Genomic DNA, 14,297 nt, shown 5'->3' on the forward strand with positions numbered 1-14,297 from the left:
CGGCTCGCATCGATCAATACCGTGCGCGCCTGCGAGGCTGGCGGGTGGCACGGACCACCCGCATGCAAATGTGTTACGCGCCGGCCACAGTCGGTTCGACCTGAATCGGCTTGGCCAAATCCGGGCGCAGGGTATGCTCGCTGGTAGCAGCGACACCGGCCTCGAACTCGGAGCGGAAGTATTTGATGGCACTGCCCAGCGGCTCGACGGCACCCGGTGCGTGGGCACAGAAGGTACGACCAGGGCCGAGGAAGTTGACCAGGCCCAGCAGCGTCTCAATGTCCTCTGCCTTGCCCTGGCCGTTCTCCAGCGCACGCAGCATCTTCACGCTCCACGGCAAGCCATCACGGCACGGTGTGCACCAGCCGCACGACTCACGGGCAAAGAACTCTTCCATGTTGCGCAGCAGCGACACCATGCTGACGCTGTCGTCGACTGCCATGGCCAGGCCGGTACCCATCCGGGTGCCAACCTTGGCGATGCCGCCGGCGTACATCTGCGCGTCAAGGTGCTCAGGCAACAGGAAGCCGGTACCGGCGCCGCCTGGCTGCCAGCACTTGAGCTTGAAGCCATCGCGCATGCCGCCGGCGTAGTCTTCGAACAGCTCACGGGCGGTCACGCCGAAGGGCAGTTCCCAGAGGCCTGGGTTTTTCACCTTGCCGGAGAAGCCCATCAGCTTGGTGCCGTGGTCTTCGCTGCCTTCGCGGGCCAGCGACTTGTACCAGTCAACGCCATTGCCAACGATGGCCGGCACGTTGCACAGGGTCTCGACGTTGTTCACGCAGGTCGGCTTGCCCCATACGCCAACGGCGGCAGGGAAGGGCGGCTTGGAGCGCGGGTTGGCGCGGCGGCCTTCGAGCGAGTTGATCAGCGCGGTTTCTTCACCGCAGATGTAACGCCCGGCACCGGTGTGAACGAACAGCTCGAAGTCAAAACCGCTGCCGAGAATGTTCTTGCCCAGCAGGCCAGCGGCCTTGGCTTCGTCGATCGCACGGTTGAGGTTTTTCGCGGCGGTGGTGTATTCGCCACGCAGGAAGATGTAACCGCGGTAGGCCTTGAGGGCGCGGGCGCTGATCAGCATGCCCTCCACCAGCAGATGGGGTTGTTGCTCCATCAGCATGCGGTCTTTCCAGGTGTTGGGCTCCATTTCATCCGCGTTGCACAGCAGGTAGCGGATGTTCATGGATTCGTCTTTGGGCATAAGGCCCCACTTCACCCCAGTGGGGAAGCCGGCGCCACCACGACCCTTGAGGCCGGCGTCCTTGACGGTCTGAACGATGTCGTCCTGGGACATCTGCGCCAGTGCCTTGCGGGCAGCGGCGTAGCCGTCCTTGGCCTGGTACTCGTCGAGCCAGATCGGCTCGCCGTCGTCACGCAGGCGCCAGGTCAGCGGGTGAGTCTCGGCGGCGCGCGCAATGCGGTTGGCCGGGCCGAAGGAAGTGATGGTCATACGTAACCCTCCAGCAGTTTGGTCACGCCAGCAGGCTGCACGTCGCCAAAGGTGTCATCGTCGATCATCAGTGCCGGGGCCTTGTCGCAGTTGCCCAGGCAGCACACCGGCAGCAGGGTGAAACGCCCGTCTGCAGTGGTCTGGCCGAGGCCGATGCCCAGGTCGCTCTGGATCTGGCTGACCACCGACTCGTGGCCGCCGATGTAGCAGACCATGCTGTCGCAGACACGGATGATGTGCCGGCCGACCGGCTGACGGAAGATCTGGCTGTAGAAGGTGGCCACACCCTCGACGTCGCTGGCAGGGATCCCGAGCAGCTCGCCAATCGCATAGATGGCGCCGTCCGGGACCCAGCCGCGCTGCTTCTGGACAATCTTCAGGGCTTCGATGGACGCCGCACGCGGGTCCTCGTAGTGGTGCTTTTCGTGCTCGATGGCCGAGCGCTCGGTTTCGCTCAGGGCGAAACGGTCGGTTTGGATAAGCGTGTTATTCATGCTTAGCGGTCCACGTCAGCCATAACGAAGTCGATACTGCCCAGGTACGCGATCATGTCCGCGACCATGCTGCCTTTGATCACCGAAGGGATCTGCTGCAGGTGCGGGTAGCTCGGCGTACGAATCCGGGTGCGATAGCTCATGGTGCCGCCGTCGCTCGTCAGGTAGTAACTGTTGATGCCCTTGGTCGCTTCGATCATCTGGAACGACTCGTTGGCCGGCATGACCGGGCCCCACGAGACTTGCAGGAAGTGCGTGATCAAGGTCTCGATGTGCTGCAGGGTGCGCTCTTTCGGCGGCGGCGTGGTCAGCGGGTGATCCGCCTTGTACGGGCCTTCCGGCATGTTGCGCATGCACTGGTCGATGATGCGAATACTCTGGCGCATCTCTTCGACGCGGACCATGCAGCGGTCGTAGGCATCGCCGTTGTTGGCCAGCGGCACTTCGAACTCAAAGTTCTCGTAGCCGGAGTATGGCCGCGCTTTACGCAGGTCGAAGTCCAGGCCAGTGGAACGCAGGCCGGCACCGGTGACGCCCCATTCGAGGGCCTCTTTGGTGTTGTAGGCGGCAACGCCGATGGTCCGGCCCTTGAGGATGCTGTTCTGCAGGGCAGCCTTGTTGTACTCGTCGAGGCGCTTGGGCAGCCAGTCGACGAAGTCCTTGACCAGTTTCTCCCAGCCGCGTGGCAGGTCGTGGGCGACGCCGCCGATGCGGTACCAGGCCGGGTGCAGGCGGAAACCGGTAATCGCTTCGATCACGGTGTAGGCGCGCTGGCGATCGGTAAAGGTGAAGAACACCGGCGTCATGGCGCCGACGTCCTGGATGTAGGTGCCCAGGAACAGCAGGTGGCTGGTGATGCGGAAGAACTCGGCGAGCATGATGCGGATCACGTCGACCTTCTGCGGCACCTGGATCCCCGCCAGCTTCTCGACCGCGAGCACGTACGGCAGGTTGTTCATCACCCCACCGAGGTAGTCGATACGGTCGGTGTACGGGATGAAGCTGTGCCAGGACTGACGCTCGGCCATCTTCTCGGCGCCACGATGGTGGTAACCGATGTCCGGCACGCAGTCGACGATCTCTTCACCGTCCAGCTGCATGACGATACGGAAGGCACCGTGCGCAGACGGGTGGTTGGGGCCCAGGTTGAGGAACATGTAGTCCTCGTTGGCGCCCTGACGCTTCATGCCCCAGGCTTCCGGGTTGAAACGCGCCGACTCTTCTTCAAGCTGCTGCTTGGCCAGGGTCAGGCTGAACGGATCGAATTCGGTGGCGCGCGCCGGGAAGTCCTTGCGCAGTGGGTGACCTTCCCAGGTCGGCGGCATCAGGATACGGGTCAGGTGCGGGTGGCCGGCAAAGTCGATGCCGAACATGTCCCAGACTTCACGCTCGTACCAGTTGGCATTTGGCCAGATACCGGTCACCGAAGGCAGGTTGAGGTCGCCTTCGCTGAGTGAGACCTTGATCATCACGTCGCTGTTACGTTCTACCGAAAGCAGGTGGTAGAACACGCTGAAGTCAGCCGCCGGCAGGCCGCGGCGATGAGTGCGCAGACGCTCGTCGACACCGTGCAGGTCGAACAGCATGCTGTACGGCTTGGCCACGTTACGCAGAAACGCCAACACTTCCTTGAGTTGGGCGCGCTTGACCCACAGCACCGGCATGCCGGTACGGGTCTCTTGGGCGACGAAGGCGTCGGCGCCGAAGCGGTTGTTCAGTTCGACGACCACATCTTGGTCGTCAGCCTTGTAAGGCGGAATATAAATAGCGGTGTCCGCTGTCATGGTCTCGGTCGCTTTCGGTCAACGTAGAGAATGAAGCCAGGCCGCCGGCTCCAGAGGGAGCGGGCGGCAGGTCGCTGGATCAGACTTCGTCGGGGCTGCGCAGGTTGGTGACCTGAATACGCTGTTCACGACGCAGGTCTTTCTGGGCAGGCATCTCGGCACGGTAAATGCCTTGATCGCCTACTACCCAGGAGAGCGGACGTCGTTCTTGCCCGATCGATTCCTGCAGCAGCATCAAGCCTTGCAGGAACGCCTCGGGGCGTGGCGGGCAGCCGGGTACGTAGACATCCACGGGGAGGAACTTGTCGACCCCCTGAACGACCGAGTAGATGTCGTACATGCCACCGGAGTTGGCGCACGAACCCATGGAAATGACCCATTTTGGTTCGAGCATCTGCTCGTACAGGCGCTGAATGATCGGCGCCATCTTGATGAAGCAGGTACCGGCGATGACCATGAAGTCGGCCTGACGCGGCGAGGCCCGGATGACTTCGGCGCCGAAGCGGGCGATGTCGTGGGGTGCCGTGAACGCCGTGGTCATTTCCACGTAGCAGCAGGACAGGCCGAAGTTATACGGCCACAGGGAGTTCTTGCGCCCCCAGTTGACCGCACCACGCAGCACATCTTCGAGTTTCCCCATGTAGATGTTCTTGTGGACCTGGTCTTCGAGCAGTTGGTCGGTAACGGTTTCCCGCTCACCGACCGGATATTGCTCGTTGGGTGCATCCGGATCGATTCTGGTGAGATTGTATTGCATGCCAAAGCCTCATTGTTTCAGCTTCGCTTGCCGCTTGCGACGACCTTCGGGAGCCCAATCGAGGGCCCCGACGCGCCATAGGTAGACAAGACCTGCCAACAGAATTGCTATGAAAACGAGTGCTTCGACGAATCCGGTCCAGCCGCTTTCGCGGACGGACACAGACCATGCAAAGAGAAAGAGGGCTTCGATATCGAAGATCACGAATAGCATCGCGACCAGATAGAATTTTGCCGACAGGCGCATGCGTGCGCCGCCGGTTGGCAGCATGCCGGATTCAAAGGGTTCGTTCTTGGCGCGGCCCCAGGCTTTGCTACCGAGCAGGGCGGACAGGCCGAGCATGAAGGCGCACAGGCCGACGACACCCAGAAGGAAGATGGCAAAGCCCCAGTTGTGGGCGATGAGTCCTGCTGAATCCGACATGCTAGAAATCCTTATACAGAGACCCAGCTCTGCAGTCTGAAATAAGTAACGCGGCGACGCGGTGTCGCGGGTGCAGTGACCAAATGTCGCAGCTGAATCAATCGCGCTGATTTTATGGGTAAACCAAGAGCAAGTAAAATTTCTATGGCAAATTAATTCTTCGGTTTAACAACAAAAACCGATTGTAACTGGCTGAAAGCCTTGATTTTCGGGCATTGCGGCTGGTTTTGTTAATTATGTTTCCTGCATCGTGTAACGGAATGCAAGTTGCGTAATGATAATTAATATCGTTTGGAGTGGTGCGGTTCATTTTACTTGGTCTGATGCTTGCAAAGTTGCTAGCGGTGCTTTTTGATTGCAAATGCGAAGGGCTCTCGTTCTAGCAGCTTTTTAAACGGTCTGCCCCGCTCTGGATCAATGGGTTGGTTGATCTCAACGCGCAGACAGTTTGCTTGAGGAGCATAGCCCCTGATTCGGGGCTTTGCTTTTTACGTGGTTTTGGGACGCTTGCGGTGCGTGATGGCCGCCATGAGCAGGGGTGTGCAGTTCTCTGCGGTTCACTGCGGGGGAACCGGTTAGCGCCGTGACCGACAAGACGTCATCGATGCGGCAGGCATCAAGCGTATAAGCGCACCAGGAAAAGCCCCTGGCGTCCGTTGGCGGGCGACTCCAAGCTGGCGGTGCACAGCGGCTGGCCATTACGCTGGCAGGCAACTGAGCTTGCCATGCCCGGGCCTGACAGCGCTGACCAGCCGTCCGTACCATACAAAGGGTCGAATTTGCCAGAGCCATCCAGGCGTGCAGTCATGAACGGTGAAGCACTTTCGAGGCCATTCACGCAGAGGTAGATTTTTTCATCTGCCGATGGCTGATGACTGAATGCGATATCCAGTGGGGTGACCGATTCGTCCGGGCGCTCGACCCTGAGCGGTTGTCCTTTGTTGAAGGTGTTGTCCAAACGGCCGTCCGGTGTAAATCGCACGAGTGCTGTGCTCTCGCTTAGGGTATTGATTTGGGTGACACACGCGAGGACGAAGCGGTCATTGTACGCATCGTGCTTAAGCACCTTTGGCAGCATTGGCAAATCAGGAATGGTGATGAACAATTCTCCCCGCTCACCGAAATCCCGATCCACCTCGCCGCTTGCGGTGAGGTGGTAGATCACTACGAAGTCAGCAAAGTCTGTCGTAGGTGTCGGACTCACGGATACGATCAAACTGTCAGCGTTGACCGCGATTCCCCCCAGTATTGCCGCCGCGTTTTTATAGGTGGCTACCCAGTAGCCGGTTCCATTGAACGCTGGCTGAAGCTCGCCCGCCAGGTTGACGGCTACTACTCTTCCTCTGGATGCGAAATAGAGAACGTCACCTATGATGCCGCTGCCCACGCTGGAGTAGGGACGGATATCTGGCTGTGCTTCTGGAACGTCGTACGTCCGATAGGGCACCTCGCCACCGAAGTCCAGATCCGGCTGGCCATCAGGGAGCAGTCGGAAAACGATAGGCTGGTATTGGTCGGGCGCAAGGTTAAGGTCGCCGATAATGAAAATGCGTCCCTCACGGTCGGTGACGATTGCGGTCAGGAATATTCTCGGTGCGGTGGGGTACAGGATGCTTGTTACACCCTGCGTGCCGAAACTGGTGTCAAGTGCGCCGCTGCTGTCGACTCGCAGGATGTTGATGCCTTTGTCAGTCCGGTGGGCACTTGTGAGGATCATTTTCTGGCTCTGCTCAAGAAAATACGCAGGGCCAAGGTGATTGAACTTCAGGTCTGAAAAATACCCGTTCTTTGCGTATGCGGGATCGATCTGTCCAGCTTGAGATTGTTCCATCACGTAGCTCCCGGCTTCCAGGTTAAGAGAGGCGTCATGGTCGCTCAGCTGTGAATATTGGGGTACTGGCAGAACTGACAGGTGCCACGAGGTCGCAGCTTGCATAAAAAAAAGCCCGGCGCTGTAGCCAGCGCCGGGCTTGTTACTGCGTGAAATGTCAGTGGAACTGCTCTTCCTCGGTCGAGCCGGTCAGCGCTGTCACCGAAGAAGCGCCACCCTGGATCACGGTGGTCATGTCGTCAAAGTAGCCAGTGCCGACTTCCTGCTGGTGCGCAACAAAGGTGTAGCCCTTGCTGGCATCGGCGAATTCCTGCTCTTGCAGCTTAACGTAGGCGGTCATGTCATTGCGCGCATAGTCGTGCGCCAGGTTGAACATGCCGTGCCACATGTTGTGGATGCCGGCCAGGGTGATGAACTGGTGCTTGTAACCCATCGCCGACAGCTCGCGCTGGAATTTGGCGATGGTTGCGTCGTCGAGGTTCTTCTTCCAGTTGAACGACGGCGAGCAGTTGTACGACAGCAGCTGGTCCGGGTATTCCTTCTTGATCGCTTCGGCAAAGCGGCGGGCTTCGTCCAGGTCTGGCTTGGCGGTTTCGCACCAGATCAGGTCGGCATACGGCGCGTAGGCCAGGCCACGCGAAATTGCCTGATCGAGGCCAGCGCGTACTTTATAGAAACCTTCACGGGTGCGCTCGCCGAGCACGAACGGCTGGTCGTACGGGTCGCAATCGCTGGTCAGCAGGTCGGCGGCGTTGGCGTCTGTACGGGCCAGGATAATGGTCGGTACGCCCGCAACGTCAGCAGCCAGGCGCGCAGCCACCAGCTTCTGTACAGCTTCCTGGGTCGGTACCAGTACCTTGCCGCCCATGTGGCCGCATTTTTTCACCGAGGCCAGCTGGTCTTCGAAGTGCACGCCTGCGGCGCCCGCTTCGATCATGTTCTTCATCAGCTCGTAGGCGTTGAGCACGCCGCCGAAACCGGCTTCGGCGTCAGCCACGATCGGCGCGAAGTAGTCGACATAGCCTTCGTCGCCCGGGTTCTTGCCCGCTTTCCACTGGATCTGGTCGGCACGGCGGAACGAGTTGTTGATGCGCTTGACCACGGTCGGCACCGAGTCAACCGGGTACAGCGACTGATCGGGGTACATCGACTCTGCCGAGTTGTTGTCGGCGGCAACCTGCCAGCCGGAGAGGTAAATAGCCTGGATGCCGGCTTTGACCTGTTGCACTGCCTGGCCGCCGGTGAGCGCACCCATGCAGTTGACGAAGTCCTTGTCCGGACGGAAGGACGGGTGGGCACCTTGGGTGACCAGCTTCCAGAGTTTCTCGGCGCCAACCTGGGCGAGGGTGTGCTCCGGTTGCAGCGAGCCACGCAGACGAACGACATCGGCGGCGGAGTAGGTACGGGTCACGCCTTTCCAGCGCGGGTTCTCGGCCCAGTCTTTCTCGAGGGCTGCAATTTGCTGTTCGCGTGTCAGTGCCATGTGATTAAAACCTCGTCGCATCATTCTTGGGGTAGTTGTGGTGCTGATGCTCAAAAGTCGCGGATCAGAGCGCCTGACGGCTGTCCTGTTCGAAGGTGGTACGACGGCGAACGCCAAGGCTCGAAGGGGAAGGAGGGCGCAGCTCGAGCAAGGTGCGGCGACAGGTCGGCTCGTGGATGCCTTGCTGTGGCGCGACAGGATTGCCTGGTGACTGCGGTGATGCGCTTCCGTCCCTCGGGACAACTTCTCGTTGCAGTCGCAATCCGGTCGAACCGCCTTGTGGGCCGTATAGACACGAGACGCCTCCAGGGGTAGCCGGAGCGCGCCTCGAAGACCCTTGCCAGGGCCTCTGATTAGCGGGAGCGAGGCCATCATGCCCTTGTCAAAAAGTGCCTGTCAAATGTTTTGTAGTGCTTTTCTGGGTATACTACATCTTTGGTCTAATACGACTCCACAGTCAGTTTCAAGGCCTTTGGTCGAAGCCTCGAATTGCCTGGGTTCAGTCGAGAAGGTCGACTCTGACACGTAAAGTCATGTTTTCTCCGCGTTGCGTGCTGTAACTGTGGCTTGACGCACTCCGTTCAGCCTGGCTCTGCTGGTTGTATCCGGCCAAAGTGATCCACTCGCCAAGCCTGCCTGTTACGGTTGTGTCGGTACTCTGCACTTTCACTACATCGGGACGTTCGCCGCTCATTCGATCATTATTGCTGCTGATTGCCAGCCGCACCGTGTCGCCGCTGACGCTTGGTGTGACATAGAAACCCTGAGTCACATTGCGATATTCAGTGTTGCTCTGCACGCGGCCGTAGCCGTCGGTGCTGCTGCTGGTGATCGGCACGCTCTGGCCAACCTGGATCAGCGCCGGCTGGCCGTCACTGGCCTGGATCTGCTGCAGGCCGCCCTCCCGGTTGCTGGTGCCGTAGCGAATCACCCGCGCATTGCCACGGTTGTCCTGAAAGCTGCTGTCATTGTTGTCGACGCTGATCAGCAAGCGCTTGGCTTTGCTGTCGAGTTGCTGCAACAGCGCGCGCAAGTCGCCAATACGCTCAGGGCTGGCATTGACGATCAGCTTGTTCTCGAAGGCGCTGACGCTGCCTTCCTTGCCAATAAAGGCCTGCGCGGTGGGCAGCAGCTCGGCACTGCTGCGGTGCTGCAAGGGCAGCACTTCGGTGGCGGCCTGGGCGCCAAGGCCGGTAGCCAGCAGCAGTGAAGCGAGCAGGGGGCGTAGCAGCATGTTGGAGTTCTCCGCAGGTTGAACAGACATGATGGCAAATTTGTCACGGTTATGCCGGATGAGGATCACAACCTGAGTCAAATGCGCTCAGTTGCCACGCACAGGTGGTTGCCCCCGGACAAACTCCGTAACATCGCGCCCCCGCTCGCTGCACGTTCAGATGCCAGCGCTTGCACAGATTGACTGATCTCAGGAAGCCCATGAAACCCGCCCGACTACGCGCCGATGTCCTCGCCGGCCTTACTACTTCCTTCGCCCTGGTACCCGAGTGCATCGCCTTTGCTCTGGTCGCCCATCTCAACCCGCTGATGGGGTTGTACGGTGCATTCATCATCTGCACGCTGACAGCCTTGTTCGGCGGCCGACCGGGGATGATCTCCGGCGCGGCCGGCTCAATGGCGGTGGTGATCGTCGCGCTGGTGGTACAGCACGGCGCGCAGTACCTGCTGGCAACGGTGCTGCTGGGCGGGTTACTGATGATCCTGTTTGGCGTGCTGCGCTTGGGCAAGCTCGTAAGGCTGGTGCCGTACCCGGTAATGCTTGGCTTCGTCAATGGCCTGGCCATCGTCATCGCCATGGCCCAGCTCGAGCATTTCAAAAGTGGCGAGCAGTGGCTCAGTGGCACCCCGCTGTACCTGATGATTGGCCTGGTAGCGTTGACCATGCTGGTGGTCTATGTGTTGCCGCGCCTGACCCGCAGCGTGCCGCCGGCGCTGGTGGCCATTGTTGGCGTCGGCCTGCTGGTGTACCTGCTTGATCTGCCGACAAGGACCTTGGGTGATATGGCGCATATCGCCGGCGGTCTGCCGCAGTTGGCTTGGCCGCAGGTGCCATGGACCCTGGATACGCTGAAAATCATTGCCCCCTATGCGCTGCTGATGGCCATGGTCGGCCTGCTGGAAACCCTGCTGACCCTTAACCTCACCGATGAAATAACCGAGAGCCGTGGCTTTCCAGATCGTGAATGTGTGGCCCTGGGCGCGGCCAACATGGTCTCGGGCATGTGCGGTGGCATGGGTGGCTGCGCAATGATCGGGCAGACCATGATCAACCTCAGCTCCAATGGCCGTGGGCGGCTGTCGGGGGTAGTGGCTGGCGGCATGATCCTGCTGTTCGTGTTGTTCCTGTCACCACTGATCGAGCGGATACCGCTGGCGGCACTGGTCGGGGTGATGTTCGTGGTGGCCCAGCAGACCTTCGCCTGGGCGTCACTGCGGGTGTTGCACAAGGTACCCGTCAGTGATGTGCTGGCGATCATTGCCGTGACCGTGGTCACGGTATTCACCGACCTGGCCATGGCGGTGCTGTTCGGGATCATCCTCGCAGCGATCAACTTCGCCTGGCAGCATGCCCGCGAGCTGTACGCCGACAGCCATGTCGATAGCGATGGCAACAAGCACTATCAGGTACACGGCACGCTGTTTTTTGCTTCCACGGCGGCGTTCCTCAACCAGTTCGAGCCCGCGCAGGACCCTGATGGGGTGACGCTGGATTGCAAGCACCTGAGCTTTGTCGACTACTCGGCGGTGGCGGCGTTGCAAACCTTGCGCGAGCGTTACAGCAAGGCCGGCAAGCATCTGCGTGTTGTGCACCTGTCCGAGCGCTGCAAGAAGCTGCTCAAGCGGGCAGGGGCCCAGCACTGATCAATCATGCCTGGGCCGGCGTGGATGCGCGGCACAGGCATAACAACCCGCTGGCCTAGTTGCCGGTATTCTTCTTGATGATCGCTTCGGCGATATTGGCCGGCGCCTCACCGTACTTGGTGAACTCCATGGTGTAGCTGGCCCGGCCCTGAGTCATCGAGCGCATCTGCGTCGAGTAGCCAAACATCTCACCCAATGGCACCTCGGCGCGGATCACCTTGCCGGCCGGCGTCTCTTCCCCTTCCTGGATCATGCCGCGGCGCCTGCTCAGGTCGCCGATGATGTCGCCCTGATATTCATCGGGGGTGACCACTTCAACCTTCATCACCGGCTCCAGCAATACCGCGCCGCCTTTCTGCGATAGTTGCTTGGTGGCCATCGACGCCGCGATCTTGAAGGCCATCTCGTTGGAGTCGACATCATGGTAGGAGCCGTCGAATACTGCCGCCTTGAGGCCGATCAGCGGATAGCCGGCCAACACACCATTGTGCATCTGCTCTTCGATGCCTTTCTGGATGGCCGGGATGTACTCGCGCGGTATGACCCCGCCGACCACCTCGTTGATGAACTCCAGGCCCTCTTTACCTTCCTCGCCTGGCGCAAAGCGGATCCAGCAGTGGCCGTATTGGCCGCGGCCACCGGATTGACGGACGAACTTGCCTTCGATTTCGCAGGTGTTGCGGATCTTCTCGCGGTAGGCGACCTGCGGTTTGCCGATGTTGGCCTCGACGCCGAACTCGCGACGCATGCGGTCGACAATTATGTCCAGGTGCAACTCGCCCATGCCGGAAATGATCGTCTGTGCGGTCTCTTCGTCGGTCTTGACCCGAAACGACGGGTCTTCCTGGGCCAGCTTGCTCAAGGCAATGCCCATTTTCTCCTGATCGGCCTTGGTTTTCGGCTCGACCGCCACCGAAATCACTGGGTCGGGGAAGTCCATGCGCTCAAGGATGATCGGCTTGTTCAGGTCGCACAAGGTATCGCCGGTGGTGACGTCCTTCATGCCGATCAGCGCGGCGATGTCGCCGGCGCAGACGTTCTTGATCTCGGCCCGCTGGTTGGCGTGCATCTGCACCATACGGCCGACCCGTTCCTTTTTGCCTTTGACCGAGTTGAGCACGGCATCGCCCGAACTGAGGATGCCGGAGTAGACCCGCGCGAAGGTCAGCGTGCCGACGAACGGATCTGTGGCGATCTTGAACGCCAGCGCCGAAAACGGCTCATTATCATCGGCGTGGCGCTCCAGCGGCCGGTCGTCGTGGTCCGGGTCGGTGCCTTTGATGGCCGGTATTTCGCTGGGGGCGGGCAGGTAGTCGATGACCGCGTCGAGCATCAACGGCACGCCCTTGTTCTTGAATGACGAGCCGAGTACGGTCGGCACGATTTCATTGGCGATGGTGCGCTGACGCAGGCCGGCCTTGATCTGCTCGTTGCTCAGCTCCTGGCCGTCCAGATACAGCTCCATGAACTGGTCGTTGGCCTCGGCGGCCGCTTCGACCAAGTGCGCACGCCACTCGTCGGCCAGTGCCTGCAACTCGGCGGGGATGTCCTCTTCGCGGTAGCTGGCGCCATTGTCGGCGTCATTCCAGTAGATGGCTTTCATCTTCAGCAGATCGATCTGGCCGATGAAGTTTTCTTCGCTGCCGATCGCCAGCTGAATCGGCACGGGGTGGTGGCCCAGGCGTTTGTCGATCTGCTTGACCACGCGCAAGAAGTCCGCACCCTGGCGGTCCATCTTGTTGATGTAGGCCAGGCGCGGCACATGGTACTTGTTGGCCTGGCGCCAGACCGTCTCGGACTGTGGCTCGACCCCGTCGGCCGCACTGAACACCACGACCGCACCATCGAGCACACGCAACGAGCGCTCGACTTCGATGGTGAAGTCAACGTGGCCGGGGGTGTCGATGATGTTGAAACGAAACTTGTCGGCGAACTGCTTGGTCGAGCCCTGCCAGAAGGCCGTCGTCGCCGCTGAAGTGATGGTGATGCCACGCTCTTGTTCCTGCGCCATCCAGTCCATGGTCGCTGCGCCGTCATGCACTTCGCCCATCTTGTGGTTGACGCCGGTGTAGAACAGGATGCGTTCGGTAGTGGTGGTCTTGCCGGCGTCGACATGGGCGACAATGCCGATGTTGCGGTACAGCTCGATGGGGGTCGTGCGGGCCATGGTCAGTCACCTGAGGTGAATGCGCGGGAGGGGTATTCCCACGGTAGCAGACGGCACGCCGCCTGCTAGCCCAATGGCCGGCTATGCGAGGAACGGTGTCAGTCGGCCTGAGCCTGCAACTGCCACTTGCCGTCGACTTCACGCGCCAGGCCGCTGGCCGGCAGCAGTGCCAGCAGGCGTAGATGCAAGGCCGGGTCGGTGAAACCTTTGACGGTGTCCAGGTCGAGCTCGCCGAGCAATTGCATGTCGGTCTTGGTGTACGACAGCCAGGCCTTCTTCAGGTACTGCAGCACATCACTGCCCGCCGTATTGGCGAAGCGCCGGTTGAGCGTGCGGCCTTCCAGCTCGAAGGTGTGGCGGTGGCTGTAGTTGCTCTCGTCGCCTGCGCCTTCGACGCAGCGGTAGCAGCTGCAGGCGCCGTCGCCGAAGGCGTTGCGCAGGTAGCTGTTGAAGTCCACGACGGGCTTAAGGGAAAGGCGTTTGTCGACCTCGAACAGGTCGGCGGTCATCGGTTGTTCAGCGCTCACGCGGTGTCCTCGTGTGGTGTGGCGTGCATCGGCGGGCACCCTAACAGATCGGCGCTTTTTCGGCCATGCGCGCTGGCGCCGCGCCGGTGTTGCACGGCGCCAGCGCGCATCCGGTCTTCTGCCACTCGCGCGGCGCCGCGTGCTGCCGTAACCTATGCGCCCCCGGTGCCCGCGCGCCGATCCCAACCCATGAGGCAAGTCGCTTGAACAAGTTCCCGTACATCGCCACCATCACCGTCAGCAGCGAAGACCGCGGGGGCGACACTGAAGCATCGGAGAACGTCAACATGCGGGTTGGCATCGAGGCTGTGACCGAGACCTTGAAGAAGGTGCATTTCGTCGCTGCACTGGCAGCCCCGGAAAAACCTGCCACGCACATTTGCGTGACGCTGGAGAACGGCCTGGTTTATTACGGCCCGATCGTCAATGGTCACGCCGAACTCGAAGGCGGCTGGATCGCCTTCGAGTCCGACATGCTCACCCCGCAAGAGCTCGGCCTGTAAG

General features: G+C 60.7%; 12 protein-coding genes. 2 read left to right on the forward strand and 10 right to left on the reverse strand.

What is annotated here, in order from left to right:
- Window positions 1-73: 73 nt before the first annotated feature.
- From nuoF to HU736_RS01850, 8 genes are all read right to left on the reverse strand, one after another.
- On the reverse strand, window positions 74-1,450 hold the full coding sequence (gene nuoF / locus HU736_RS01815; RefSeq protein WP_101318384.1) for an NADH-quinone oxidoreductase subunit NuoF: 1,377 nt from the start codon (window positions 1,448-1,450) through the stop codon (window positions 74-76).
- A complete protein-coding gene (nuoE, locus tag HU736_RS01820) occupies window positions 1,447-1,944 on the reverse strand; it encodes an NADH-quinone oxidoreductase subunit NuoE (protein WP_186701575.1) in 498 nt (165 codons plus the stop codon). Before nuoE ends, nuoF begins: the two co-directional genes overlap by 4 nt.
- A 2-nt stretch (window positions 1,945-1,946) precedes the next feature.
- Window positions 1,947-3,728, reverse strand: a complete 1,782-nt coding sequence (nuoC, locus tag HU736_RS01825) for an NADH-quinone oxidoreductase subunit C/D (RefSeq protein ID WP_101318388.1) — start codon at window positions 3,726-3,728, stop codon at window positions 1,947-1,949.
- Between the two features lie 79 nt (window positions 3,729-3,807).
- On the reverse strand, window positions 3,808-4,485 hold the full coding sequence (locus HU736_RS01830) for an NADH-quinone oxidoreductase subunit B (RefSeq protein ID WP_101318390.1): 678 nt from the start codon (window positions 4,483-4,485) through the stop codon (window positions 3,808-3,810).
- A 9-nt stretch (window positions 4,486-4,494) separates the two neighbouring features.
- Window positions 4,495-4,908, reverse strand: coding sequence for an NADH-quinone oxidoreductase subunit A (locus HU736_RS01835; protein WP_101318392.1), 414 nt, complete (start codon window positions 4,906-4,908; stop codon window positions 4,495-4,497).
- Between the two features lie 616 nt (window positions 4,909-5,524).
- A complete protein-coding gene (locus tag HU736_RS01840) occupies window positions 5,525-6,739 on the reverse strand; it encodes a hypothetical protein (protein WP_186701576.1) in 1,215 nt (404 codons plus the stop codon).
- Window positions 6,740-6,896: 157 nt separating this feature from the next.
- Window positions 6,897-8,222, reverse strand: a complete 1,326-nt coding sequence (aceA, locus tag HU736_RS01845; RefSeq protein ID WP_101318394.1) for an isocitrate lyase — start codon at window positions 8,220-8,222, stop codon at window positions 6,897-6,899.
- Window positions 8,223-8,721: 499 nt separating this feature from the next.
- Complete coding sequence (locus HU736_RS01850; protein WP_186701577.1) at window positions 8,722-9,456, reverse strand: secretin GspD/PilQ domain-containing protein; 735 nt, start codon at window positions 9,454-9,456, stop codon at window positions 8,722-8,724.
- Between the two features lie 200 nt (window positions 9,457-9,656).
- Here HU736_RS01850 and HU736_RS01855 point away from each other — a divergent pair, with 200 nt between their 5' ends.
- Window positions 9,657-11,099 carry a SulP family inorganic anion transporter gene (locus HU736_RS01855; RefSeq protein ID WP_103436830.1) on the forward strand — a complete coding sequence of 481 codons (1,443 nt, stop codon included), beginning with the start codon at window positions 9,657-9,659 and terminating at the stop codon, window positions 11,097-11,099.
- A gap of 55 nt (window positions 11,100-11,154) precedes the next feature.
- On the opposite strand, the gene fusA is transcribed toward HU736_RS01855, so the two are convergent.
- Both fusA and HU736_RS01865 read right to left on the reverse strand, forming a co-directional pair.
- Window positions 11,155-13,266: an elongation factor G gene (gene fusA, locus HU736_RS01860; RefSeq protein ID WP_186701578.1), complete on the reverse strand. Its 2,112-nt coding sequence runs from the start codon at window positions 13,264-13,266 to the stop codon at window positions 11,155-11,157.
- Window positions 13,267-13,364: 98 nt separating this feature from the next.
- The gene (locus HU736_RS01865; protein ID WP_103436832.1) at window positions 13,365-13,793 is read right to left on the reverse strand and encodes a hypothetical protein; all 429 of its coding nucleotides are present in this window, start codon (window positions 13,791-13,793) and stop codon (window positions 13,365-13,367) included.
- A 203-nt stretch (window positions 13,794-13,996) separates the two neighbouring features.
- Here HU736_RS01865 and HU736_RS01870 point away from each other — a divergent pair, with 203 nt between their 5' ends.
- Window positions 13,997-14,296 (forward strand): hypothetical protein, encoded by a 300-nt coding sequence (locus tag HU736_RS01870; RefSeq protein ID WP_101318402.1) that lies wholly within the window; start codon window positions 13,997-13,999, stop codon window positions 14,294-14,296.
- The last annotated feature ends 1 nt before the right edge of the window (window position 14,297 follow it).

The sequence above is a fragment of the Pseudomonas shirazensis genome, from assembly GCF_014268785.2.
Classification (GTDB): Bacteria; Pseudomonadota; Gammaproteobacteria; order Pseudomonadales; family Pseudomonadaceae; genus Aquipseudomonas; species Aquipseudomonas shirazensis.

Excerpts from the sequence above, each read along its gene's own strand:
- nuoF (WP_101318384.1), bottom strand. The coding sequence starts at position 1,450 with ATGACCATCACTTCCTTCGGCCCGGCCAACCGCATTGCGCGCGCCGCC.
- nuoE (WP_186701575.1), bottom strand. The coding sequence starts at position 1,944 with ATGAATAACACGCTTATCCAAACCGACCGTTTCGCCCTGAGCGAAACC.
- nuoC (WP_101318388.1), bottom strand. The coding sequence starts at position 3,728 with ATGACAGCGGACACCGCTATTTATATTCCGCCTTACAAGGCTGACGAC.
- HU736_RS01830 (WP_101318390.1), bottom strand. The coding sequence starts at position 4,485 with ATGCAATACAATCTCACCAGAATCGATCCGGATGCACCCAACGAGCAA.
- HU736_RS01835 (WP_101318392.1), bottom strand. The coding sequence starts at position 4,908 with ATGTCGGATTCAGCAGGACTCATCGCCCACAACTGGGGCTTTGCCATC.
- HU736_RS01840 (WP_186701576.1), bottom strand. The coding sequence starts at position 6,739 with ATGGAACAATCTCAAGCTGGACAGATCGATCCCGCATACGCAAAGAAC.
- aceA (WP_101318394.1), bottom strand. The coding sequence starts at position 8,222 with ATGGCACTGACACGCGAACAGCAAATTGCAGCCCTCGAGAAAGACTGG.
- HU736_RS01850 (WP_186701577.1), bottom strand. The coding sequence starts at position 9,456 with ATGCTGCTACGCCCCCTGCTCGCTTCACTGCTGCTGGCTACCGGCCTT.
- HU736_RS01855 (WP_103436830.1), top strand. The coding sequence starts at position 9,657 with ATGAAACCCGCCCGACTACGCGCCGATGTCCTCGCCGGCCTTACTACT.
- fusA (WP_186701578.1), bottom strand. The coding sequence starts at position 13,266 with ATGGCCCGCACGACCCCCATCGAGCTGTACCGCAACATCGGCATTGTC.